Here is a 21,385-nt window from a genome sequence, read left to right on the forward strand (position 1 = left end):
CCCCGGTCAACCAGTGCTCCGCCGTCAGCAGGGGCTGATCGACGGCTCCCCGTACCAGCGGCAGTTCTTGCCCTTGTTGTCGCAGCACCAGTCCTGCCAGTAGCCCTCCGCGTTGCACCGCGTCATGCACCTGAGCGCGTCCGCGTCGGCGGAGGGGAGGAACCGTTCCAGCAGGGAGGTGCCCAGGTTTCCGAGCCTGTTGAGCATGACCACTCCTCGTTTGGGTCCGTACCCGACCCGGTGAGCGGGCGGGATGAACGCTGACGAGTCTGGGGAGGGGTGAGCACCTCTTCAACGGTGGAACAGCGCTCCGACACATTCCGAACGCGTTCCGCACACCGGGGCCTCGAACAATGAGTTCTTGCGGGCTCCCGGGTCGCACGAACGGCTCGTAGCCGGTCGCCACTTCGGAATAAAGGTGTGCTACCTCGGCGACGGGGACCGCGCCCACGAGGCGTACTGGGCCACCGGCCGCGGCGTCGAACCCAGAAACCACCGCACTCGAGAACAACGGCACCACTGTCAAGATCGCCTGAACCAGGCTGCCGTCAGGAGCGGACGTTCGCCCGGACCGCCTCTTCGATGGGTGTCGAGCCCGTGTTGAGTTCGAGGATCTGCCGGCCGATCCGGGGCTCGTGGAGCAGTGCGGCGAGGGTGGCGGCGACGTCGTCGCGCGTGATCTCGCCGTGGAGTTCGGCCGGCCCGAGGGACACAGTGCCGGTTCCGGGACCGTCGAGAAGGAGTGCGGGGCGCAGGATCAGCCAATTCAGATCGCTGCGGCTGAGCTCGACGTCCGCGCCCTTCTTCACGGCGAAGTAGTACTCGACCTCCTCGCCGAGATCGCGTTCCCGCCATGATTCCGGGAGCACCGACACCAGCGCGAAGCGTTCCACACCGGCGAGGCGTGCGGCCTCGATCGCTTTGACCACTCCATCGCCGTCGACGGCCTTCGTGACCTCCCTGCTACCGCCGTTCGATCCGGCACTGAAGACGACCACGTCGACGTCGCCGAATGCTGCCGCCAGTTGTTCGGCGGACATGCTCGAGAGATCGCCGACTCGGGCGTTCACGCCCCGCGTTGCGAGTTCGGCTTGCTGCTCGTCCCGGCGAACGAGCCCGTGGACGGTGTCTCCTCGACTGCTGAGTCTCTGCGCGAGCAGACCACCGATTCCGCCGGTGATGCCGATGATGAAGACGTCCACGCCGGATGCTCCGATCTCTCGATGTCATTCTGTGGCTCCGTCGTCAGAACGGTGCCTGAACGATCAACGATCCGCTTCCAGGCGGGTGTTCCGGCTATGCGAAGGATCGGCCGACGGCTCGGCGTCCCCTTGCCAGTAAGGAACCATGGCATGACCACCCCGCACGGACGAGGGGAATGAGGACTGCTCCTACGGCGTCCCGGACGACTGTCTGCGTGAGCTGGTCGCCTACTCGTCACGGACGAGAACCCGCCCGGCATCCACACCGCCGACGAGCTGTGGGTGAGCGACCTGCGCCGCACCTTCCGCGGCCGCAGGCCATGAGCGCCCCTGAGTCACGGACGGCGAGTTCGTAGCGGGTGCGGCGGCCGTCGAGCCGATCGCACCGGGCTGCGGACGCCGGTCACTTCCGCTCCAACGCGGCCAAGCGCAGCTCGAGTTGGTCGATCCGGTGGCGCAGCAGGGTGACCTGGGCTTCCAGGCTGACTTCCCGCTCCGCCCTGCGCTGAATGCGCGGTGACGCGGCGGCGCGCTCGATCACCGCATCCAGCTGGACCAGGCGCTGCGGCCCGTTCGGGCCGTCCACCAGCCGGGACTCGATCTCGCCGTTGCGGTACCAGGACCGCAGCGCCGAACGCGAAACCCCCGTCTCGGCTTCCGCCTTGGCCAGCGTGACCCAGGGTGTCTCGTCCAGCTGCTCGAACAGCTCCAGCTCGTTCTGCCAGCGGGCGAGCCGGTCCTCCCAGTCCGACGGCGTCCCCATCACACCCTCCCTTCGACACGGTCACCCTGTCAATGACAGTGTATTGACAGGGTTGGGACCATGGAACCATGACTTTTGAGAGGTTCTCAGTGAAAGCCCGCCGCGCGGTCGTCACGGCCCAGGAGCAGGCGAGGCTGCTCAAGCACCCCCAGATCGGCACGCAGCATCTCCTGTTGGGGCTGCTCGACGTGCCGGACAGCACGGCGGCGAAAGTCCTGCACGAACTCGGGTACGACAAGGAGACCGCGCAGGCCGATATCGCGGCGGTGGTCAAGCCCGGTACGGAGGAGCTGAGCGGCCACATCCCGTTCGCGCCGCGCGCGAAGAAGACGCTGGAACTCGCCCTGCGCGAGGCGCAACAGCTGCGCCACACCTCCATCGGTACGGAACACATCCTGCTCGCGCTGGTCAGGGAAGGTGAGGGCGTCGGCGCGAAGGTGCTCGCCCAGCGCATCGATCCGATCAGCAAGATCCGTGCCGCGGTGCTGGCCTCCTTGGAGGATGAGCAGGACGTCGCGACCGGCCCCTGGCCGGTCGGCACCCCTGCCACCGAGGACACGGTGTCCGCCGCCAGCGCACTGGCCGGTGGCGCACCGGTGGGCAGCCATCACCTGCTCGAGGCGATGCTGCGGGCGGAGAACAGCATGGCGGCCAAGGTGCTGCGGGAACTCGGGGTCGACCCGGAGGCGGTCGCCGCCAAGATCGACGAACTGGATCCGGAGACGACCACGGACGCGAACCCGGAGGAAGCCGCCGCACGCAAGATGGAGATCAAGCTGGTCGACGACGAGGTGCACGTGATCCTCAGGGACCCGGCAACGGTCACGAGCGCCAAGAAGGTCACCGAGCTGTCCGGCGGCCCGGTCCAGGGCGTCGGTCCGGTCGCCGGCCAGTTCGTCCCGCTCTGGCGGTCGACCAACCAACTGCTGCTGCGGATCCAGCAGATGCTGGAGCCGGAACCCGAAGAAGAGGAGGCATCCGCCGCGAGCAAGGTGGCCAAGGTCGTACGCACGGTACTCGCGCCCCGGCTCCGGAGGTGAACCGGCTGACCGACGAGCCGGGGCCTCTTGTCCGCAGCGGCTATCCGCACAGTCGAGCGATGTGATCACTCGATCATGAGTTCTCGCGTTCTCGTGCCTGGCCTGACCGGTGGGAGCCGGCCGCATTCAGGTCCCGTGTCGACGATGTACTGCACGGGTTCGCCGCCCGGGAAGCCGATCAGTTGGCCGCGATCGATCCGCTCCTGGCCCCGGTGGCCGAGCAGTTGGAGGCGGCGGTCGCGGACGGCAAACGGCTGCGAGCGGCGTTCTGCTACTGGGGGCTGGCGCGCGGTGGGAGAGCCCGACGGCGACGCACTCGTGCGGGCCGCGGCCTCCATGGAGCTGGTGCACGCCGCTGCGATCGTGCACGACGATCTCATCGACGACAGCCCGCTGCGGCACGGTCGCCCCACCGCGCACATCGCCCTGCGCGGTGCCGTGCGGCGGCGTCCACGCGCCGACGCCGCCGCACGGTCGCTGCGCCCCGCACCCACCGCTGGAACCCACCGGTCCCGACAGTCTCCTGATCACTCCCGCGGCGAAGTCGCCACAGGACGTCGTAGGTCAGCTGCGTCGCGGTCGATGCCGAGGTCACGCGACGGCGGCTGCCCGCGGGGCAGTGGACGCTCGTCAGTCAGACCGCGGGCGAGCACGGCACGCCGGCCCTCGTCCACGACCGCGTCCGGCAGGCCAAGCTGGTCGTCCGGGTCCTGGAAGACGATGCCGACCCGCCGGTCAGCGGGTCAGCAGCGCTCCCGGTGGGGCCGTCGGGCCAGGAACCTACACTCGCGGCATGGCCCTTCCCTCTCTCGCCGCCGACCTCGCGCCCACCGGTGTCCTGCGCGCCTCCGTCAACCTCGGCAATCCCGTCCTCGCCCAAGGGACTGCGCAAGCACCCAGCGGCATCACCGTCGATCTCGCCCGGGAGATCGCGGCCCGGCTCGGGGTGCCCGTGGAGTTCCTCTGCTTCGACGCCGCGCGTGCGTCGTTCGAGGCGATGGCCGGTGGACGGGCCGATGTCTGCTTCCTCGCGATCGAGCCCGCACGCGAGACGGAAGTCGCCTTCACCGCCCCGTACGTGCTCATCGAGGGCGTGTACGCCGTCCCCCGGGACTCCGGCCTGAAGACGCCCGAGGACGTCGACGCGCCGGGCGTTCGCATCGGAGTGAAAGCCGGATCCGCCTACGACCTCTATCTCACCCGAACCCTGCGCCACGCCACCCTGGTTCGCGGCCACGATGGTATCGACGCCTTCACCGCACACCACCTGGAGGCGGGCGCGGGCATCCGGCAGCCGATGACCGCCTACGCCGAGGCACACCCGGAAGTGCGGCTGATCGAGAAGGAGTTCATGGAGATCCGCCAGGCCGTCGGCACCACCACCAGCCGGCGGCCCGAGACCATACGATTCCTCCGGGAACTGGTCGAGGAGCTCAAGAGCGACGGCTTCGTCGCCGCCTCACTGCGCCGCGCGGGCCAGCCCGAAACCCTCGCGGCACCGGCCGTGCCGTAACGCCGTCCAGCCGGGTTCACACGGCCCGGGCAAGCAGCGAAGAACTCGGTGGGAGTTCGGCCGTCAGCGGTCGACGGTGGCTGTGTTCAACCTCGTCGTGGCTCCGGCCCGCGGCGGGGATGGGGGGCGACGAGGCGGCACTTGGCCTGTGCCGCCTCGTGGCGGCCGTGTCAGTCCACGATCACCTCGGCACGCGCCGCCGGGGCCCGCCCGACGAGTGCGCCGCCGAAGTTCTCCTCGACCTCCGCCTTCTCCGCCGCGTTCGGATACGGGTTCGTGCAGGAGGTGCCCGCGGTGGAACCGGACATGAGACTCGAGCACGGTCCGGGCTTGCGGTCGGGCAGGCCCAGGATGTGCCCGAGCTCATGGGCCGAGATGCGGATCGTGTTGTAGCCCTGGTCGACGGCCTGGCGTCCGATGTAGACGGTTCCGTTACCGAGGGTGGAGGGCAGGGCACGGGGCCAGCCGTTGTCCGCGAGGACGCGGATGTTCGCGCGTTGCCCAGCGGCGGCCGGCCGCAGCTCGACGGCGTCGACACTCTCGTTCCAGATCGCCGCGCCGCGGTCGACCGCGCTCTTGAACTCCGCGGACCCGCCGGCGTCGTAGAGGAGGACACGGGCGGCCAGGGGGGCGCCCTCCGCGTCGGGGGCCGCGGCCACGGCCTGGCCACCCGTCAGGGACACGGACAGCACCAGGGCAGCGGCCAGGCCGCCAGTGAGCGTACGGACGTACATGATCGACCTCCTTGTGGGGAAAGGCAGTCGTGCAGTCGTGCTCATGACATTCCCTGGCTCACTGCCCGGCGGGCAGGGAGCTGAATCCGTCAATCGCGTTCGCGGTCTGAGCAACGGGAGGTGCGGGCCGAGCTCCGGCCGGACCGGCCGGCCGGAGCGCGCTCAGGCCTCCTGAGTGAAGAGCTTGCCCCGGGTGGAACCCGTGGAGCACAGCTTCTTTTCCTCGGCCGTCATCTTGCGGGACTTGACCACGACCGCGCTGTGCTTTCCGTCCGTGCCGTTCGGGGCCGGGCCGGTGACCACGTCGGGGACGAACCAGTAGTAGTGACCCCACTTGGGGTCGTCGTAGTGGGTCTGCCAGGTGCCGGTTATCTGCTGCATCACCTGGGCGCGGGAGATCCAGCCGACTTCTCCGGGCTTCACGTTCACGGTGAAGGAACTCGTCTCGGTGTGCGAGCTCTGCCACGTGTAGTTGTACGTCGCGGTCACGCTGGCCGTGATGATGCCTTCGATGCCCCCGCCCGCCGTGACCGAGCCGCCCACCGAGTGGGAGGAGCCCACTGTGTCGGCCCAGGACATCGACTGGGAGGCGGGCGAGTCGGTGCAGTTGTAGAGGAGTTCGGAGACCTGGCGCGGCTCACCGAGGTACGCCCGGCCGAGCTGCGGGGAGTTGAAGGTGCACTTGCCTTCGCCGGACGCGCAGTCGGCCATGATCTGCTCGGCGGTGGGCTGTTCCTCGGCCGCTGCGGGGACGGCCGTCGCGATCACTACGAACGCGGTCGCCGTCAGCGCCAGCGTGCGGCTGCCGTAGCGCACTGTGCGGTTCTTCGTCATGGTTGGTGCCTCTCACCCTTGCATGGGGGGACAGTGACGACACCCCCCCTGTTGCGGGAGGGTGTTCAGTCACCGCCTGGTGCCCCTGAGGCTCACGTAAACCGCAGTCCATCTACACCAAGGAAAAGCAAAGTTGTAATTGATTTCCAGAAATGATGAAGAGTCAACAGTGCGGTCTTGAACCGGAGTTGGGGAGCAGAGCCCAGGTCAGTTGAGGGGGTCGAGGGTGAGGTAGGCCTGGCGCGGGTTGCCGTCGTGCACGAGGGACTCGTGGTGGCCCACGTCGTCGAACGCGAAGGCGTACGCCTTGCCGTCGGCCATCTGGGCGTGGATCTTGCGGGCGTAGTGGTTGGTGACGTCGTCCTTGTAGAAGGCGTCGGCACTCGAGTCGGGCTGCTGGGGGTTGACCAGCAGGGTGGAGCGGTTGAAGCCGGCGCACAGGGTTCGGGAGATCGGGCCGCGGACCTGGTCGTTCGGCGCGTCGAGCCGCCCGTGGCAGCCGAAGACGGAGGAGGCGTCCGGCTTCTGGAAGCTGGCGACGGTGGCGCCCGCGCTGTTGGTGAAGTTCATGACGCCGCCGGAGACCCGTCCGTAGTACTTGGTGCCCGGCTGGTCGGCGAACGGGGTGACCGTGAGGGTCGAGGTGGAGTACTTCCGCCAGACGCGGTTGATGTAGTCGTCCATGACGGCGGCCGGCAGTGCGCCGGTCTCCAGGCCGTACAGCGGGGACAGGGCGCGCAGTACGGTTCCGTCGGCGCGGGTCTGGATCAGGTTGGCCCACCCTCCGGGCTGCCCCCTGAGGGCGTTGAAGAAGCCGTGGTAGCCGCCGGGCTTGAGTCGGCCGGTGTTCGCGGTGGTCCCGTCGGACCGCTGCACTCCCACCGCGTACGGTGCGGAGAACATGTCGACCTGTGTGCTGTTGATCCACAGGCCCGCGTCGTTGAGTGTGTACTCCGACCAGTTGAACAGGATGTTCCGGTTGGGGTCTGACGGATTCTGCACGGCGGGCTGGACCAGGCCGCCGGTGGTGAGCTTGAACACCAGTTTCTGGCCGTAGGAGAAGTACACGCGGCCGGAGAACTTGGGCAAGCGGATCGTGGTCGACTGGCCCGCCGCCGGGCCGGGGATCGACGCGTCGGGGGCGGGAGTCGGCGGGTTGCCGCCTGCCGGCCAGGGGTGGAACGTGCCGTTCGCATCGGCCCAGCCCTGCCGTCCGGTCGACGGTTCGGTGCCGAGGTTGTAGATGTACACCTGCTCGCCGCGGGCCGAGTTGTTGGTGATCTTCAGGGGGATCGTCGCCGGGACGGCGGCGTGGGCCGGTGTTCCCGCTCCGGTGGCGAGGAGGGAGCCGGTCAGGGCGGCGGCGAGGGCCAGCCCGACAGCCCTGAGGCGGCGTCCGAGGGTGCGTGACATGCTCTGTCTCCGTTCGACGAAGGGCCGATCCGGGAAGGGGGTGAGAGCGCTCTCAGAGCGTGCCGCGTTGGTCCGGACCTGTCAATGTGCCGGTACGGATGGAGAGTTGCGCGTCCCGAAGGGCCCCGGCCCGTGACGCCGGCCGCCTCCGGGGCGGCGTCACGGACGATCGGGCTCTCCGTGTCCCCAAGACGCCGTCCGGGCCGGTGCGGTGCCCGTGGTCTCGATCGCTCCGGTCAGCGGATGCATGTCCATCGCGCGGTCGCGGAATCTCCCACTCCCTGATCGGTGCGTCACATCCGGTTCGCCCGGCACCGGGTGGGTAGGTGATCCCCCTCTCAAGACCGGAGGTGGACATGGACATCGGTATAGGCCTGCCCAACACGGTTCCCGGGACCGAGGGTTCGGTTCTCGTGGAGTGGGCCCGGCGGGCCGAGGAGGCGGGGTTCAGCACGCTCGGGACGATCGGACGGCTGGTCTACCCGGGGTATGAGGAGCTGGTCGCGTTGAGTGCGGCCGCGGCGGTCACCAGCCGGATCCGGCTGACGACGAGTGTGCTGCTGGGGCCGCTGTACACGAACAGCGCACTGCTGGCGAAACAGGCGGCCTCGCTCGACCGGCTCTCCGGGGGGCGGTTCGTGCTCGGTGTGGGCCTGGGCGGGCGTGACGACGACTTCGCCGCGAGCGGTCTGTCCACCGAGGGCAGGGGGCGCCGCCTGGAGGAACAGTTGACGGAGATGAAACGCGTCTGGGCGGGCGAGGAGCGGGGGCTCGCCGGTGCGATCGGGCCGGCGCCCGTGCGCGAGGGTGGTCCCGAGCTCGTCCTGGGCGGGTCGACCCCGGTCAGTTTCCGGCGGGTGGCCCGGCTGGCCGACGGCTGGATCATGGGTGGTGGTACGCCGGAGATGTTCGCGGAGGCCTCGGCCGGCGTCGATGCCGCGTGGAAGGAGGCGGGGCGTGCGGGCGCGCCGCGCAAACTGGCGCTGGCGTACTTCGCGCTCGGTCCGCACGCCCGGGCACACGCGGACGGCTATCTCCAGCACTACTACGGCTTCCTCGGCGACGCCGCCGCGCAGATCGCGGCGAGTGCCGCGGTGAGCGCCGAGATGGTGACGTCCTACGCCGACTCGTTCGCCGCGGCCGGCTGTGACGAGCTCATCTTCGTGCCGGCGGCGTCGGGGCTGGAGCAGGTGGGGCTGCTCGCCGAGGCGACCGGCTGAACCGTCGGCGCACCGTCGCTCAGCCCTGCGTGGCGGCGGGTTCCGGGAGGGTGATTCCGGCCTGCTCGGCGCGGAGTTCCGAACGGACGAGTTCCAGGAGGCGGCCCGTCCAGTTCCGGCCGCGGCCGCCGTTGTCGCCCCAGTAGCCGGAGTCGGAGTCGTCGTAGACGAGTGTGGCGTCGCGGGTTGCCAGGAGGATCCGGGCGAGGGCCGGGTGCCGGGTGTACTTGGCCCTCAGCAGGGCGGTCATGACGGCGGTGCGGGCCTGGTCCCATCCGTCGCGCCGGGGAGCGCCGGCTGCCGTGTTCCGGGCGGCGTACCCGGTGTCCGCGTCCCTGATGGCGGCCCGGGCACCAGGGTCCGTGGTGGAGAGGGCCCAGTAGGCGTGGGCGACGGAGGGGTAGGTGACGCCGTCGGCCGGGACGGGGGCGGGGAAGTCGTTGCGGAGGGCCTTCGTGCCCGGGTCGTCCGAGGGCGTGCGGGAATAGCCCTCGTACAGGTGGATCGCGGGGGCGACCGGTGTCGCGGGTCCGTCCGCCGGGAGCCGCGCGGGCCGTTCGGCGATCCACTTCGCCCGGTCCTCGAAGTAGGCGACCGCCTCGTCGTACTCCTCCCGCGAGACCGGCTCGCCGGGCGGGGCGCCGTCCAGGCACTCGCCGGGTCCGGCCACCAGGACCCTCAGCGGCCGGTCCTTGCGGTCCATGTCGCCGAGCGCGTAGTGGCGTTGGGTCTCGGGGATGGCCAGGTAGGCGGCGCGGGCCGCGGCCCGGTTCCGCTCCGTCCGGTCGGCGAGGAACGTGTCGACGGCGGCCAGGCAGCGGTCCGTCGAGTCCGGGCGTCCGTTGAGCTGGTCGATGGTGTCGTGGATCTCGGCCAGCAGGAGCTCGGGCGTGAGCCAGGTGCGCGGCTCGCTGAACCGCCACGCGGCCAGTTCGTGGCCGGACACCCGGGCGCCGTCCGGGAGTTCGGTGACGACCCAGCCGCAGCGCAGTTTCTCCTCGAACTCGTCGAGGGTGACCAGGCCCCAGCAGTCGATCAGCGCGTCGCGTAGATGAACAGGTCGGTGAGGAAGTAGTCGCCGTTGCGGATGAAGGCGTGTCGCCAGGTTCCGGGGACGCGGACGCCGTCGGCCGTGCGGTAGGTGATGCGTTTGCCGATCATCCCGGCATTCTGTCGGAACCACCGGCTGGCGCAACGTGTTTGCCGCCGGCGCTGCGACGCCCGAAAGCCGGGCCCTCCCCCGCCGCCGGACGGAGGACCCGGCTCCCGTGCGCCGGTGGCTCAGGACGACTGGGCGCTCTGGTACAGGTTCTGTGCGTCCGCGCCGAAGTACGGACCGTACATGGCGTTGGGCAGGAAGTTGTACTTGAAGCTGTTCACCGAGGACTGCAGCCCGGTCCCGGTGGCCTCGTCGAACCGGGTGAACCACGGGCCGCCGCTGGAGCCGCCGGTCATGTCGCAGGTCAGACCGTGGTCGCTGGACAGCAGGAAGTCCCGGTAGGTGGTGCCGCTGCAGTAGATGAACTTCTGGCCGTCGTAGGGAGCGGCGGCCGGGAAACCGAAGGCGTACATGGCCTTGTTGTAGCCGGTGTTGAAGGCCAGGCCCTGGCCGCCGACGACGTCGGTCAGCTTCTTGCCGTCCAGCGGGGCGACCACGGCCGCGCCGATGTCGTAGTTGATGTCCTCACCGGCGGTCCACTGCGGCGTGGAGAGCGTCTTGGACGCCGTCCAGGTGCCGTACGGGGTCTGTCCGTCGTGGTAGCCGGGAGCGAACACCCAGTTGGTGTGCCAGGCCCCCTCCAGCTTCACGCAGTGGCCCGCGGTGATCACGGTGCTCTTGTTGGCGCTGGTGACGGCGTTGCCGGAGCAGGAGGCGGTGCGGCCCTGATAGGTAAAGAACACCCGCCCCGCGGTCTTGGTCACCGCGCCGCCCCCGGTCCAGGGGCCGCCGCCGTTCGGGATCGCCAGGGGGCCGGAGTCGGCGGCGGGCGTACTGGGTGCCACGACGGTGGCCTTGCCCTTGCGGGGTGCCGAGGCCCGCACCTCGGAACGGTCGACGGACAGGACGTCGAGCGGGGTGGCCTCCCGCATCCGCTGCGGGGTCCAGAAGGCGAGGGCGCGTTCCCGCGCCGAGGGCGCCACGGCTCCGGGGTCGGGCGCGGCGCTCGCCGGTGCGGCGGTGACGCCGGTCGCCAGCAGCGCGGCGACGCCGGCGAGTGCGCCGAGCACGGTGTGACGAACGCGGGTGCCGCTGCCGGAGGAGCGAAGGCTACGAAGTGTGCCTGTCACGCGGTCTCCTTCTGCTGTGGGGGCCGGGTGGCGGGGCTCATCCACCCGGTCAGGGCAGGGGTGTCGCTGCGAATCAGAGGGCAGCGTGCCACCAGGAGACTGATTTGGACAGGTGCATGTCACCGAGATGACCGAAACGCCACAGGTTCCCCACGACCTCCGCGATCGCGGCTCCGGTTCGAGGGAGCGAGGCTGTGGGGCATGCCGTCATTTCCGGCATTTTGCGAGGAACTAATTGAGCCACCGCACCGCGAGTCCGGAACGGGCGCTCGGCCCCCGGCGGTTCGCCCGCTCCAGCCGCGGGTCGGACCGACGAGCGCTGGGGGGTGCATGGCCTGGAGCCGGTTCGATCCCAGCCCGGCCATCCGCGCGTTCCGCGACGTCATGGCAGCCGTCGATGGTCACCGACGTGGTCGCCGACGACGCCGTCCCGCTCGACCGCCGTCTGGTCCCCCTGGGCCAGTTCGCGGACACGGCGCGCGGCATCGACGTACTCGCCGCCTTCCTCCTGGCCTCGGCCGGGGAAGGGCCGGAGTACGCCGCCCACGCCACGACCCGGCTGTGCCGGCGGGAGCCGGGAACTCCCGCCCAGGACGCCTCCCTCGCGGGGCACGCCGCCGCCCCGGCGACTGCGAAGTCCCCGAAACCCGGGTTCTCCTCCCGCTGGGCCAGGTGCGCCGGGACCGGCTCGCCCCCCAAGGCCACGCCTGCGCGGCCCGCACCCGCCACCCGGCTGGAACCGAGCGGACCGGGCGGCACCCTCACGGCCGTCGGCCGGTGGGGCGCCCCCAGTGGGAGCACGACGCGGTGTTAGGACGGGACGTTCCGCGTCCCGGCAGAGACATCCGGCGTGCTCCACCGCTGGGCCACCGGGCCCGGTACAGCGAGCGCGTCTTTCGACCCGACGGCCGACCGTGCGGCCGTACTCCGCGGCCGTACTCCGCGGCATGTTCGTCCTCACCGTCACGGAACCCGTCCGGCGGCCGCCGCCGGACGGACCGGTGGCCCGCGCTGGCGGCCGAGTGGCCCGGACCGGGGCTCGCCCTGCGCTCATCGCGGCACGGGTGTCCGGCTCGCAGCGCTCCGACAGTACGGCGATCTGTGCCGGGTCATTCAGGTCCGCCCGCACCGCGACCGCCTGGTCGACCGTCTCCCGCACCGGAGCGTCGGGGACCCGGAATCGGGCACAGAAGGACCCGGCCTCCACCGGTTCTGTGGTGGAGGCCGGGTCCTGGAGAGGGGGCCCTGGGTGTCAGAGGGGGGTGGGGCCGGTGTCGCCGCCGGGCTGGATGCGGCCGCGCCAGGCGCCGGACTCGCCACCGCGCTTCTCGATGTACTGCTTGAAGCGCTTCATGTCGCCCTTGATCTGGCGGTCGATCGCGCCGAGCATGTCCCCGGCCTTTTCCACGGCTCCGCTGGGCTCGACGTCCATCACGAGCTCCACCCGGGTGTGGGTGTCGTCCAGGCGCTGGAAGCGGACAGTGCCCTTCTGGTGGGTGTCTCCGCTGGTCGTGCGCCAGGTGACGCGCTCGTCGGGCAGCTGGTCGACGATCTCGGTGTCGAACTCGCGCCGTACTCCGCCGATCTTGGTGGTCCAGTGGTTGTGACGGTCGTCGAGCTGCCTTACCTCCTCGACGCCCTCCATGAAGTTCGGGAACTCCTCGAACTGGGTCCACTGGTTGTACGCGGTGTGGATGGGGACGTCGACTTCCACGGTTTCCTTGACGGTGCTCATCTGTATGCCTCCGTTTTCCTGATCGACTGCTGGAGGCCCATCGGCCCACACGCAGGTCCGGGCCCGTGGCGGACGAGTACCCGGGATGTTCCGGTTGCCACCTGGTCGGCCGCGGCCGTCTCCGAGCGGAAGCCGTGGCCGACCTCGGGAGCCAGGCCGTGGTAGTGGCGGAAGTTGTAGATGAGCGGGCTCCAGACGGCCGGATCGATGTGGTGGGTGCCGGGTACGACGACGCGGTCGGCGGCGTGGACGCGCAGGACCTCGCACTCGACGCTGAAGAAGAGGCCCGCTCCGCCGGGCGTCAGCACGGCGGCCCGTGCCTCCAGCTGGAGGGCGCACTCGGCGACGCGCGGCGGCTTCACGAGATCGGCGGCGACCGGGGTGAGCCCGGCCGCGGCGAACTTGTCCGGCTCGTAGCGGTACAGCGCCCGCTTGGCCTCGGGCACCGGGTCGGCCCCGGTGAGCGGTGCGAGGCGTTCCACGTGCTCCCACAGCTCGGGCGAGGCGACGTTGATCACTAGTTCCGGACGCTCGGCGAGGTTGCGCACGGTCCGGCTCTCGCTGCCGATGCCCAGGACGATGTGCTGTCCCAGGGCCCAGGCGGAGGAGATCGGGGCGAGATTGCAGGTGCCGTCGTCGTTCTCGGTGGTCAGCAGCACGACGGGCGTGCCGAAGTAGAGGACGCTCGGCCGGATCACTCGGTGGGTGTCGGTCGTCATGGCCCAGGACGCTACGGGCGGGACGTTTCGACGTGCGTCGAAGTGTCGGCCGGGGACAATCGGCTGGTGACCAGTACCGACGTCCATGCCGAAGAACCGGATCTCGCCTCGCTGGGGGCGCTGCTGGCCGATTCCACGCGCGCCGCGATCTGTCTCGCCCTGCTCGACGGCCGTGCCTGGACGGCCTCCGAGGTGGCCCGCCTGGCCGGTGTCGCGCCGTCCACGGCGACGAGCCATCTGAACCGGCTGGTGGCCGGCGGTCTGCTGGCTCAGGAGCGCCGGGGACGGCACCGCTATGTGCGTCTGGCGGACTCCGGCATCGCGGAGATGATCGAGGCGCTGGCGGCCCGGGCGCCGCGCAGGCTGGTCCCGGTCCGTTCGCTCACCGCCGCCCGGCGGCACCGCGCCGTCGGCTTCGCCCGTGTCTGTTACGACCATCTCGGCGGCTCCCTCGCCGTGGCGATGACCGATGCCATGACCGCTCGCGGGCTGCTGTCCTGGGAGTCCGGCCCGGCGCTCACCGCGTCCGGCACGGCATGGCTGGCCCGCCTCGGGATCGCGGACGAGGCGGCGGGGGCGGCGGGACGTCCGCATGTGCGGACCTGCCTGGACTGGACGGAGCAGCGCCCGCACCTGGCGGGCGCGGTCGCCGCGGCCCTGTTCCACCGCGCCCTGGAGGCGTCCTGGCTCGTGCCCGGGGACGGCTCCCGCGTCGTACGGCTGACGGAGCGGGGGCGCGAGGCCCTCCGACGGCACCTGGGCCTGGCGGACGAGGAGCTCACGGCCGGCTGAGCACCTCCCCGCCCCGGGAAGCCCGGCCGGGCTCAGAACCGGTGTTGCTGCTGCGGCTGCCCGTAGGTCTGGCCGCCGTCGCCGCTCGCGCTCTGGGCCTGCAACTGCTCCGCCTGTTCCTTGGTCACCTTCTGTTCCGCACCGCAGAAGGTGCACTGCGTGAGGTGCTTCGTCGAGATCGGGAACAGCGGCACGAAGAACAGCGTGAACTTCGTGACGCGCTTCCTGAGCGTGTGCGCGGCGGGGTTGCCGCACTGGCCGCAGACCAGCGTCAGTATCGCCAGCTGGTACAGGTACCCCTTGGTGCCGAAGATGATCACGTGACGGTCCTTCCCGGGTCGGATCTTCCTCCAGTGTCCTGTATCGCGGTCCACCCCGACGAGCCGGTATCCACGGGAGATGTGCCCTCGTCCCGGGGAGAGCCCGACCCACTTCGGCATCCCCCGGGCGAGGACCTCGTCCACGCGACTCGGCGGCCGAGTCTGCCGGCCGGCCTGCTCGTCGTGCGGGGCCGGCCGTCCTCACCGTGAAGTGCCTCAAGTCCCAGTCCGTCCCGCCGGAGACCTGGTGGGACCGTGGGCCGACTCGGGTACGAGCGCCGGCACGGGACGGCCCGGGCCGCCTCACGGCGGCCCGGGCCGGACGGGCTTCAGCTCGAAAGCGCCGTCAGCACCACGGTCTTGGCCTCCTCCTGGACCTGGCGGAGGTGGTCCGGGCCGCGGAAGGACTCGGCGTAGATCTTGTAGACGTCCTCGGTGCCCGAGGGGCGGGCCGCGAACCAGGCGTTGTCGGTGGTCACCTTGATTCCGCCGATGGGTGCGCCGTTGCCGGGGGCCTCGGTGAGCACCGCGGTGACCGCGTCCCCGGCCAGGGTGTCCGCGCTGACCTGGGCCGGGGAGAGCTTGGCGAGCAGCGCCTTCTCCTCGCGGGACGCCGGCGCGTCGATCCGCGCGTACGCCGGTTCGCCGAAGCGGGCGGTGAGTGCGGCGTAGTGCTCCGAGGGGGTCTTCCCGGTGACCGCGGTGATCTCGGAGGCGAGCAGCGCCAGGATGATGCCGTCCTTGTCGGTGGTCCACACGGAGCCGTCCCGGCGCAGGAAGGACGCCCCGGCCGACTCCTCCCCGCCGAAGCCGATGGTGCCGTCGACCAGCCCGTCCACGAACCACTTGAACCCGACGGGCACCTCGGCCAGTTCGCGGCCGAGGTCGGCGGCGACCCGGTCGATCATGGCGGAGGACACCAGGGTCTTGCCGACGCCGGCGGCCGCGGGCCAGCGGTCGCGGTGGGCGTACAGGTAGGAGATGGCGACGGCGAGGTAGTGGTTGGGGTTCATCAGACCCGCGTCGGGGGTGACGATGCCGTGCCGGTCGGCGTCGGCGTCGTTGCCGGTGGCGACGTCGAAGCGGTCGCGCTGTTCGATGAGCGAGGCCATCGCGTACGGCGACGAGCAGTCCATACGGATCTTGCCGTCCCAGTCCAGCGTCATGAACCGCCAGGTGGGGTCGGTGTGCGGGTTGACCACGGTGAGGTCGAGGCGGTGCTGTTCGGCGATCCGGCCCCAGTAGGCGACGGACGCCCCGCCCAGCGGGTCCGCCCCGATGCGCACGCCCGCCGCGCGGATCGCGTCCAGGTCGAGGACGCCGGGCAGGTCGGTGACGTAGGCGCCCAGGAAGTCGTAGCGGCCGGTGGTGGCCGCGGCGAGGGCCCGGGCGTGGGGGATGCGCCGTACGTCCTTCAGGCCGCCGCGGATGATCTCGTTCGCCCGGTCCTGGATCCAGGAGGTCGCATCGGAGGCGGCGGGCCCGCCGCTGGGCGGGTTGTACTTGAACCCTCCGTCGGCGGGCGGGTTGTGGGACGGGGTGACCACGACGCCGTCCGCGAGACCGGTGGTGCGCCCTCGGTTGTGGGTGAGGATGGCGTGCGAGACCGCCGGGGTCGGTGTGTAGCCGTCCGCCTCGTCGATCAGCACCGTCACCTCGTTGGCGGCGAACACCTCCAGCGCGGTGACCCGCGCGGGCTCCGACAGGGCGTGCGTGTCGGCGCCCAGGAACAGCGGGCCGTCGGTGCCCTGGGCCGCGCGGTATTCGCAGATGGCCTGGCTGGTGGCGGCGATGTGGTCGTCGTTGAACGCGCCGGCCAGTGAGGTTCCGCGGTGTCCGGAGGTTCCGAACGTGACGCGCTGACCCGGGTCGTCCAGGTCGGGATGGAGCGCGTAGTACGCGGTGACCAGCCGAGCGACGTCGATGAGATCTTCGGGACCGGCCGGACTGCCCGCTCGCTCGTGCTGCATGGGCCCGCTCCTCCACATGGTGTGATCCTTCGCTTGCGCACTCATCCTTCCTCGTCACAGCAGTGACGCGCGAGAGGGGCACCGCTGTGAGTGCCGGATGTGCGCCGGGCCGCGCGGCGAACCACCGGACCGCAGCACGCACCACGAGGAGGCGGCGCCGCGTACCACCGGGACTCCCGGTGGTGCGCCGCGCCGCCTTCCTGCCTGGTGGGCGCCTTGCCGGGCGCCGTCGCCTCGGGTCAGATCCGTCCGCCGGTGAGCCGGGTGAGCGGGCCGTGCGCATGGCGCTCCGAGCGGCGTCCCACCGCGTACGACGCGGCGGTCAGGGCGGTCAGACCGGCCCCGACGCCCGCGGCGACGGCCTTGCGGTTGGCGATCACCGTCCAGGCCGTCTTCGCCGTGGCGGCGACCTGGCCGGAGGCCGCGACGACCGCCTGGCGGCCCGCCTCGACACCCTTGGCCGCGGTCTGCACGGCCGCCGTGGTCGTCTCGGCGGAGCGCTCGGCGCCGGCCTTGACGGCTGACGCCGCGTCATCGGCCTTGGTGGTCGCGCGCTTGGCGGCCCGGGTCGTCGGCGCGGTCGCCTTGTCCGCCGTGCGACGGGCCTTGGACTCCGTCGCCCGTATCGTGGTCGGCTTCTGATTCGTGCGCTTGTTCTCTTCAGTCATGGACTCCGACTTGCCTCTGACTCCCGCGGCAAACACGTTCGGCCGCGCACCGTCCGGGCCTGCGCAGGGCTGAGCACCTCGTCGTAGGGGTAGGCGAACTGCAGACGAGACGACGTCAGAACACGAGGGAGTGCACCATGGCCGGCATTCTGAATCGCATCAAGCAGTTCGCCCGGAGCCCGCAGGGGCGGCGGGCCGTCGAGCAGGCACGGCGGGCCGCCGCCGACCCTCGCAACCGGGCCCAGGCCCAGCGGCTGCTGGGGAAGCTCCGCGGGCGCCGCTGACCGCCGACGGCCAACTCCTCGCACACACGCGTGTGTTCATGCCCAGCATGGGCACTTGGGCCGCACCACACCTGAGAGGAGCTGGTTCGATGCGCAGGGCAGGGAACGGCAGGAGGGTCTGTGCCTTAGGCGTCGCCGGTGTGCTGGCCGGCACGGTGCTGGTCGGCTGCGGCGACGACGGCACGGGTGAGGGCGCAGGGGGTTCCTCGGCGCGGGGCAACGCCCAGGAGCAGGGCACGCGGGCGGTGCGCTCGGCCTACGACAGGACGGCCGAGGAGGACACCGCCAAGGTGAGGCTGCGGGTGCAGACCTCGGCCCAGGGCGCCTCGGAGTCCGCGAACGGACAGGGCGCCGTGGACCTGGACGACGGCGACAGCGTCATGACGCTGACGGTGCGGGGGCAGCGGATCGAGCAGCGGGTGGTCGATCAGGTGCTGTACCAGAAGATGCCGAAGGGGCAGGCGCCGGGCGGCAAGCCCTGGATCAGGATCGACCTGGGGAAGGTCTCCGCACAGCAGGGCGCGGGCGACCGGTCCATGAGCGATCCGGCGCAGTCCGCGGCGTACGCGAAGGCGATCACCGACAAGGACGTGACCAAGAAGGGCACGGCCACGATCGACGGTGTCGAGACCACGCGGTACCGCGTCTCCGTCGACGTCGCGAAGCTGCCGGGCGGCGACGCACTGCGGAAACAGGTCGGCCCGACCCTCCCGATGGACGTGTGGCTGGACGAAGAGGGCCGCATGCGCCGTCAGCAGATCGACATGACCCTCAAGGCCGCACCGGGGTCGACGGAACGGTCCTCCACGGACGCCCATTCCTCGCCCCAGAAGGTCGCGGTGCGCACGGTCATGGACTTCACCGACTTCGGCACCGAGGTGGAGGCGGACGCGCCCCCGGCCGGGCAGGTCACCGACATGACCGGCAAGGCCCTGGAGCAGGGCGGGAAGCGGGGCTGACCGGGCTCACCCCACGCCACGGCTGCGGAACCGCCGTACGAGGTCGTCCGCGGCCGCCGGCCAGTCGGGGTGCCCGAACGTGAAGCCCGCGTCCAGAAGGCGGCCGGGGACGACGCGGCGGCTCTTCAGCAGCAGTTCGGTGTCCGAGCGCAGGACGAAGGCGCCGGCCTCGGCCATCCAGCGCGTCGCGGGCAGGCCCACGGGGACGCCCCACGCGGCCCGCAGGGCACGCATGAAGTCGCGCTGCGGCAGGGGCGCGGGAGCGGCGAGGTTGACCGGCCCCGTGATGTCGTCCCGGGCGACGAGGAACTCGACCGCCCGGACGAAGTCCTGGTCGTGGATCCACGACACGTACTGTGCGCCGCCGGCGACGGGGCCGCCGAGGCCCAGCCGGGCCAGCCGCAGCAGGACGTCGAAGACGCCGCCGCGGTCGGGGCTCATCATCATGGCGGCGCGCAGGGCCACCTTCCGGGTGTGCGGGGTGCCGGCCGTCTCCTGCTCCCGCTCCCAGGCCCTGGCGATGTCGACGCTGTAGGCCCAGTAGCCGGGGGCGTCGGGTTCGGTGCCGCCGATCACGCCGGTGGCCTCGTCGTTGGGCGCGTCGTAGCGGTGGGCGTAGACGGTCGCGGTGCTCATCTGGAGCCAGACCCGGGGCGGCCGGGCGGCCGCGGCGATCGCCTCGCCCACGACCCGGGCGGAGTGGACCCGCGAGTCCATCATCTCCCGGAGGTTGGCCGGGGTGTAGCGGCAGTTGACGCTCCGTCCGGCCAGGTTGACCACGACATCGCTGCCGTCGATCTCCTCCGCCCACGGCCCCGGGGTCTCGCCGTCCCAGCGCACTTCGCCCTGCCGCCCCGGGCGCCTGCTGAGCACCACGACGTCATGTCCGGCCGCACTCAGTGCCCGCTTCAGGACTGTGCCGACCTGCCCCGTCCCGCCGGGCATCACGATCTTCATGTCACTCCCCCTCGACCTGTGGGAGTGACCCTAGCCTATATTTGAACGCGTTCAAAACTCTCGATGGTGCGGGCCTTGGTCTGTGCGGAGGCGCCATCGGGCAAGATGGGGCCCATGAGCGTTGTCAAGATCAATGTGCTGACCGTGCCCGCCGAGCAGCGGGAGACGCTGGAGAAGCGGTTCGCTTCCCGCGCGCACACCGTGGAGAGCTCCGACGGCTTCGAGTGGTTCGAGCTGCTCCGTCCCGTGGAGGGCACCGACACGTACCTCGTCTACACCCGGTGGCGTGACGAGGCGTCGTTCCAGGCCTGGATGGAGGGACCGATGAAGGCCGCGCACCAGGGCGGCGGCGAGGGCGGCGAGCGGCCCAAGCCGGCGGCGAGCGACTCGACGCTCTGGTCGTTCGAGGTGGTGCAGCAGGCGGGACCGAAGGGCGCCTAGATTTTTTCGCTTCGCCGCGAGCACGAGGATCGCGGTCGTCCGGCCCAAGGTGGCGCGCGCCGCCGCGGGCCGGCGGCCAGGTGCCGTGCGGCGGCGGCCAGGTGCCGTGCTCAGGAGCGCGAGGGTGCGGCCGTACGGCCGACCGCCGCCGCCAGTTTGCGGAGCCGGCGCCAATCGAGGCGCGGCGGCGTCTCGGGGACCCCGGGGCGGTTGCGGGGCACCCGGACGCGCAGGGCACGGCGGGCGATGCGGCAGTGGACGGGGGCGGGCAGGGTGAGTGCCTCGCCGTCCAGCCCGACCTCCAGGTGCGGTGCGTCGGCCTCGACGACCACGTGCTGGGCGGTGAGCATCGTGAGGCCCTCCGGGCGCGGGGCCAGCAGGAGTTCGGCCGCTTCCACGGCACTGTCGACGCGCACGGCGAGCACGCCCAGCTTCCCGGAGTCGAGCCGCTGGCGCCGGCCGAAGCCGAAGGGATCGTCCATGCGGTACGGATTGTTGCTCACGAGCACGGCCTGCGGATCCGCGATGACGGTGCCGTCGGCGCCGGCGGTCAGCCGTGGGCCGCTCTGCCGGGTGAGCAGTTCGGGCAGCCGCTCCAGCGCCGCGCCCACCTTGTCCTCGCGGTAGCCCGGGCTCTGGACGACGGCCCCGTACGCGCCGAACGACGCGTTGTTGACGAAGGGGCGGTCGTCGGCGAAGCCGAGGTCGACACGGAGTTCCACCCCGTCGGTGAGGGCGTCGAGGCACGTGGACGGATCGTCGCGGTCCAGGCCCAGGTCCATGGCGAAGTGATTGCGCGTGCCGGCCGAGATGACGAGGAACGGCAGGCCGTGTTCCGCCGCGACGGCGGCGACCAGAGCCTGCGTGCCGTCGCCGCCCGCGACGCCGAGCAGGTCGGCTCCGTCGGCCACGGCGGCCTTGGCCAGGGCGGTGACGTCCTGGTGCTGTTCCGGGTCGAGGAGGACGACTCGGGCACCCAGCGCCTCGGCCTTCTCCTTGATGCCGAACTTCCCGACCTTGCCGCCGCCGGAGCGGGGGTTGAGCAGGAGGAAGGGGCGCTTCGGCGGTGGCGTGCGGTACTCCTTGACCCGTACCGGCCGCAGGCCCGTGCTGCGCAGGGCGTAGCGGCCGCTCCAGACCGCGAGGCACCACAGCAGCAGGGACGCGAAGACCACCCAGAGCAGATTCGCGACCGCGAAGAGTGTGATGACGGCGGCGGGGGCGACGACCGCCAGTGCGGCCGCCGCCGTGCGGACCGGCCCCCGGCGGGACAGGACCCACCAGAGCGCGGCCGCGGTCAGGGCGAGTCCCGCCAGGCCGGCCGCGAGCAGCAGCAGTCCCTTCAGACCGCCGGTCACGAGGGGCAGCAGCGCCGCCAGCGCCGCTGTGGCCAGGGCTCCCCTGGCCGCCCATCTCTGCCGGCGGTGATTCCGCTCGACCATCGCCGATCCCATGTCGTTCCTCCGCTCGAAGGCGCGGGCGGACCTTCCGGACCGCGCCCGGCCGTGAAACATCGTGCCCGCCGACGGATC

Annotated in this window: 23 protein-coding genes and 2 pseudogenes; 9 read left to right on the forward strand and 16 right to left on the reverse strand. The window is 71.1% G+C overall.

What is annotated here, in order from left to right; translation table 11 throughout:
* Positions 1-24: 24 nt before the first annotated feature.
* From AC07F0_RS27285 to AC07F0_RS27295, 3 genes are all read right to left on the reverse strand, one after another.
* Positions 25-207 (reverse strand): hypothetical protein, encoded by a 183-nt coding sequence (locus AC07F0_RS27285; protein ID WP_478982684.1) that lies wholly within the window; start codon positions 205-207, stop codon positions 25-27.
* Between the two features lie 341 nt (positions 208-548).
* The gene (locus AC07F0_RS27290) at positions 549-1,202 is read right to left on the reverse strand and encodes an NAD(P)H-binding protein (RefSeq protein ID WP_478982686.1); all 654 of its coding nucleotides are present in this window, start codon (positions 1,200-1,202) and stop codon (positions 549-551) included.
* A gap of 403 nt (positions 1,203-1,605) precedes the next feature.
* Positions 1,606-1,965, reverse strand: coding sequence for an excisionase (locus AC07F0_RS27295; protein WP_478982688.1), 360 nt, complete (start codon positions 1,963-1,965; stop codon positions 1,606-1,608).
* A 68-nt stretch (positions 1,966-2,033) separates the two neighbouring features.
* Here AC07F0_RS27295 and AC07F0_RS27300 point away from each other — a divergent pair, with 68 nt between their 5' ends.
* The 3 genes and pseudogenes from AC07F0_RS27300 to AC07F0_RS27310 all read left to right on the forward strand — a co-directional run bounded on the left by AC07F0_RS27300 (position 2,034) and on the right by AC07F0_RS27310 (position 4,518).
* Entirely contained in the window at positions 2,034-3,005 is a 972-nt protein-coding gene (locus AC07F0_RS27300) for a Clp protease N-terminal domain-containing protein (protein ID WP_478982690.1), read from the forward strand.
* Between the two features lie 149 nt (positions 3,006-3,154).
* A pseudogene (locus AC07F0_RS27305) lies at positions 3,155-3,485 on the forward strand (polyprenyl synthetase family protein); the annotation flags it as partial.
* Positions 3,486-3,798: 313 nt separating this feature from the next.
* Complete coding sequence (locus AC07F0_RS27310) at positions 3,799-4,518, forward strand: transporter substrate-binding domain-containing protein (protein ID WP_478982692.1); 720 nt, start codon at positions 3,799-3,801, stop codon at positions 4,516-4,518.
* Between the two features lie 170 nt (positions 4,519-4,688).
* Here AC07F0_RS27310 and AC07F0_RS27315 read toward each other — a convergent pair whose 3' ends face one another.
* The 3 genes from AC07F0_RS27315 to AC07F0_RS27325 all read right to left on the reverse strand — a co-directional run bounded on the left by AC07F0_RS27315 (position 4,689) and on the right by AC07F0_RS27325 (position 7,499).
* Entirely contained in the window at positions 4,689-5,252 is a 564-nt protein-coding gene (locus AC07F0_RS27315) for a snapalysin family zinc-dependent metalloprotease (RefSeq protein WP_478982694.1), read from the reverse strand.
* A 162-nt stretch (positions 5,253-5,414) separates the two neighbouring features.
* The gene (locus AC07F0_RS27320; RefSeq protein ID WP_478982696.1) at positions 5,415-6,086 is read right to left on the reverse strand and encodes a hypothetical protein; all 672 of its coding nucleotides are present in this window, start codon (positions 6,084-6,086) and stop codon (positions 5,415-5,417) included.
* Positions 6,087-6,293: 207 nt separating this feature from the next.
* Complete coding sequence (locus tag AC07F0_RS27325; protein WP_478982698.1) at positions 6,294-7,499, reverse strand: glycoside hydrolase family 64 protein; 1,206 nt, start codon at positions 7,497-7,499, stop codon at positions 6,294-6,296.
* Between the two features lie 356 nt (positions 7,500-7,855).
* Between AC07F0_RS27325 and AC07F0_RS27330 the strand changes: the two genes are divergently transcribed.
* Entirely contained in the window at positions 7,856-8,719 is an 864-nt protein-coding gene (locus tag AC07F0_RS27330) for an LLM class flavin-dependent oxidoreductase (protein ID WP_478982700.1), read from the forward strand.
* A gap of 19 nt (positions 8,720-8,738) precedes the next feature.
* On the opposite strand, the gene AC07F0_RS27335 is transcribed toward AC07F0_RS27330, so the two are convergent.
* From AC07F0_RS27335 to AC07F0_RS27345, 3 genes and pseudogenes are all read right to left on the reverse strand, one after another.
* Positions 8,739-9,599 (reverse strand): NADAR family protein, encoded by an 861-nt coding sequence (locus tag AC07F0_RS27335; RefSeq protein ID WP_478982829.1) that lies wholly within the window; start codon positions 9,597-9,599, stop codon positions 8,739-8,741.
* Positions 9,600-9,611: 12 nt separating this feature from the next.
* Positions 9,612-9,880, reverse strand: a pseudogene (locus AC07F0_RS27340) (DUF7638 domain-containing protein); the annotation flags it as partial.
* A gap of 120 nt (positions 9,881-10,000) precedes the next feature.
* Positions 10,001-11,008: a trypsin-like serine peptidase gene (locus tag AC07F0_RS27345; protein WP_478982702.1), complete on the reverse strand. Its 1,008-nt coding sequence runs from the start codon at positions 11,006-11,008 to the stop codon at positions 10,001-10,003.
* 397 nt (positions 11,009-11,405) lie between these two features.
* Here AC07F0_RS27345 and AC07F0_RS27350 point away from each other — a divergent pair, with 397 nt between their 5' ends.
* Complete coding sequence (locus AC07F0_RS27350) at positions 11,406-11,822, forward strand: hypothetical protein (RefSeq protein ID WP_478982704.1); 417 nt, start codon at positions 11,406-11,408, stop codon at positions 11,820-11,822.
* Between the two features lie 438 nt (positions 11,823-12,260).
* Here the strand turns inward: AC07F0_RS27350 and AC07F0_RS27355 are convergent, their stop codons facing one another.
* Together AC07F0_RS27355 and AC07F0_RS27360 are read right to left on the reverse strand one after the other, a co-directional pair.
* Positions 12,261-12,743, reverse strand: coding sequence for an SRPBCC family protein (locus AC07F0_RS27355; protein WP_478982706.1), 483 nt, complete (start codon positions 12,741-12,743; stop codon positions 12,261-12,263).
* A complete protein-coding gene (locus tag AC07F0_RS27360; RefSeq protein WP_478982708.1) occupies positions 12,740-13,462 on the reverse strand; it encodes a flavin reductase family protein in 723 nt (240 codons plus the stop codon). The genes AC07F0_RS27355 and AC07F0_RS27360 overlap by 4 nt, the downstream gene beginning before the upstream one ends.
* A 66-nt stretch (positions 13,463-13,528) precedes the next feature.
* Between AC07F0_RS27360 and AC07F0_RS27365 the strand changes: the two genes are divergently transcribed.
* A complete protein-coding gene (locus AC07F0_RS27365) occupies positions 13,529-14,254 on the forward strand; it encodes an ArsR/SmtB family transcription factor (protein WP_478982710.1) in 726 nt (241 codons plus the stop codon).
* Between the two features lie 32 nt (positions 14,255-14,286).
* On the opposite strand, the gene AC07F0_RS27370 is transcribed toward AC07F0_RS27365, so the two are convergent.
* The 3 genes from AC07F0_RS27370 to AC07F0_RS27380 all read right to left on the reverse strand — a co-directional run bounded on the left by AC07F0_RS27370 (position 14,287) and on the right by AC07F0_RS27380 (position 17,212).
* On the reverse strand, positions 14,287-14,574 hold the full coding sequence (locus tag AC07F0_RS27370) for a zinc-ribbon domain-containing protein (RefSeq protein ID WP_356928971.1): 288 nt from the start codon (positions 14,572-14,574) through the stop codon (positions 14,287-14,289).
* 329 nt (positions 14,575-14,903) lie between these two features.
* Positions 14,904-16,544, reverse strand: coding sequence for a phosphoglucomutase (alpha-D-glucose-1,6-bisphosphate-dependent) (gene pgm / locus AC07F0_RS27375; RefSeq protein WP_478982711.1), 1,641 nt, complete (start codon positions 16,542-16,544; stop codon positions 14,904-14,906).
* Between the two features lie 239 nt (positions 16,545-16,783).
* Positions 16,784-17,212 carry a hypothetical protein gene (locus AC07F0_RS27380; protein ID WP_478982713.1) on the reverse strand — a complete coding sequence of 143 codons (429 nt, stop codon included), beginning with the start codon at positions 17,210-17,212 and terminating at the stop codon, positions 16,784-16,786.
* A 137-nt stretch (positions 17,213-17,349) separates the two neighbouring features.
* Here AC07F0_RS27380 and AC07F0_RS27385 point away from each other — a divergent pair, with 137 nt between their 5' ends.
* Both AC07F0_RS27385 and AC07F0_RS27390 read left to right on the forward strand, forming a co-directional pair.
* Positions 17,350-17,496, forward strand: coding sequence for a hypothetical protein (locus tag AC07F0_RS27385; protein ID WP_167409541.1), 147 nt, complete (start codon positions 17,350-17,352; stop codon positions 17,494-17,496).
* 89 nt (positions 17,497-17,585) lie between these two features.
* Positions 17,586-18,455 (forward strand): SCO4651 family lipoprotein, encoded by an 870-nt coding sequence (locus tag AC07F0_RS27390; protein ID WP_478982715.1) that lies wholly within the window; start codon positions 17,586-17,588, stop codon positions 18,453-18,455.
* 6 nt (positions 18,456-18,461) lie between these two features.
* Here the strand turns inward: AC07F0_RS27390 and AC07F0_RS27395 are convergent, their stop codons facing one another.
* Positions 18,462-19,412, reverse strand: coding sequence for a TIGR01777 family oxidoreductase (locus tag AC07F0_RS27395; protein WP_478982718.1), 951 nt, complete (start codon positions 19,410-19,412; stop codon positions 18,462-18,464).
* A 114-nt stretch (positions 19,413-19,526) separates the two neighbouring features.
* Here AC07F0_RS27395 and AC07F0_RS27400 point away from each other — a divergent pair, with 114 nt between their 5' ends.
* The gene (locus AC07F0_RS27400) at positions 19,527-19,853 is read left to right on the forward strand and encodes an antibiotic biosynthesis monooxygenase family protein (RefSeq protein ID WP_059416674.1); all 327 of its coding nucleotides are present in this window, start codon (positions 19,527-19,529) and stop codon (positions 19,851-19,853) included.
* Positions 19,854-19,963: 110 nt separating this feature from the next.
* Here the strand turns inward: AC07F0_RS27400 and AC07F0_RS27405 are convergent, their stop codons facing one another.
* Positions 19,964-21,307, reverse strand: coding sequence for a diacylglycerol/lipid kinase family protein (locus tag AC07F0_RS27405; RefSeq protein ID WP_478982720.1), 1,344 nt, complete (start codon positions 21,305-21,307; stop codon positions 19,964-19,966).
* Between the last annotated feature and the right edge of the window lie 78 nt (positions 21,308-21,385).

It is taken from the genome of Streptomyces sp. NPDC045955 (assembly GCF_056430805.1).

Coding starts and splice junctions, on each gene's coding strand:
- AC07F0_RS27285 (WP_478982684.1), bottom strand. CDS start 207: ATGCTCAACAGGCTCGGAAACCTGGGCACCTCCCTGCTGGAACGGTTC.
- AC07F0_RS27295 (WP_478982688.1), bottom strand. CDS start 1,965: ATGGGGACGCCGTCGGACTGGGAGGACCGGCTCGCCCGCTGGCAGAAC.
- AC07F0_RS27300 (WP_478982690.1), top strand. CDS start 2,034: ATGACTTTTGAGAGGTTCTCAGTGAAAGCCCGCCGCGCGGTCGTCACG.
- AC07F0_RS27310 (WP_478982692.1), top strand. CDS start 3,799: ATGGCCCTTCCCTCTCTCGCCGCCGACCTCGCGCCCACCGGTGTCCTG.
- AC07F0_RS27315 (WP_478982694.1), bottom strand. CDS start 5,252: ATGTACGTCCGTACGCTCACTGGCGGCCTGGCCGCTGCCCTGGTGCTG.
- AC07F0_RS27320 (WP_478982696.1), bottom strand. CDS start 6,086: ATGACGAAGAACCGCACAGTGCGCTACGGCAGCCGCACGCTGGCGCTG.
- AC07F0_RS27325 (WP_478982698.1), bottom strand. CDS start 7,499: ATGTCACGCACCCTCGGACGCCGCCTCAGGGCTGTCGGGCTGGCCCTC.
- AC07F0_RS27330 (WP_478982700.1), top strand. CDS start 7,856: ATGGACATCGGTATAGGCCTGCCCAACACGGTTCCCGGGACCGAGGGT.
- AC07F0_RS27350 (WP_478982704.1), top strand. CDS start 11,406: ATGGTCACCGACGTGGTCGCCGACGACGCCGTCCCGCTCGACCGCCGT.
- AC07F0_RS27355 (WP_478982706.1), bottom strand. CDS start 12,743: ATGAGCACCGTCAAGGAAACCGTGGAAGTCGACGTCCCCATCCACACC.
- AC07F0_RS27360 (WP_478982708.1), bottom strand. CDS start 13,462: ATGACGACCGACACCCACCGAGTGATCCGGCCGAGCGTCCTCTACTTC.
- pgm (WP_478982711.1), bottom strand. CDS start 16,544: ATGCAGCACGAGCGAGCGGGCAGTCCGGCCGGTCCCGAAGATCTCATC.
- AC07F0_RS27380 (WP_478982713.1), bottom strand. CDS start 17,212: ATGACTGAAGAGAACAAGCGCACGAATCAGAAGCCGACCACGATACGG.
- AC07F0_RS27385 (WP_167409541.1), top strand. CDS start 17,350: ATGGCCGGCATTCTGAATCGCATCAAGCAGTTCGCCCGGAGCCCGCAG.
- AC07F0_RS27390 (WP_478982715.1), top strand. CDS start 17,586: ATGCGCAGGGCAGGGAACGGCAGGAGGGTCTGTGCCTTAGGCGTCGCC.
- AC07F0_RS27395 (WP_478982718.1), bottom strand. CDS start 19,412: ATGAAGATCGTGATGCCCGGCGGGACGGGGCAGGTCGGCACAGTCCTG.
- AC07F0_RS27400 (WP_059416674.1), top strand. CDS start 19,527: ATGAGCGTTGTCAAGATCAATGTGCTGACCGTGCCCGCCGAGCAGCGG.
- AC07F0_RS27405 (WP_478982720.1), bottom strand. CDS start 21,307: ATGGGATCGGCGATGGTCGAGCGGAATCACCGCCGGCAGAGATGGGCG.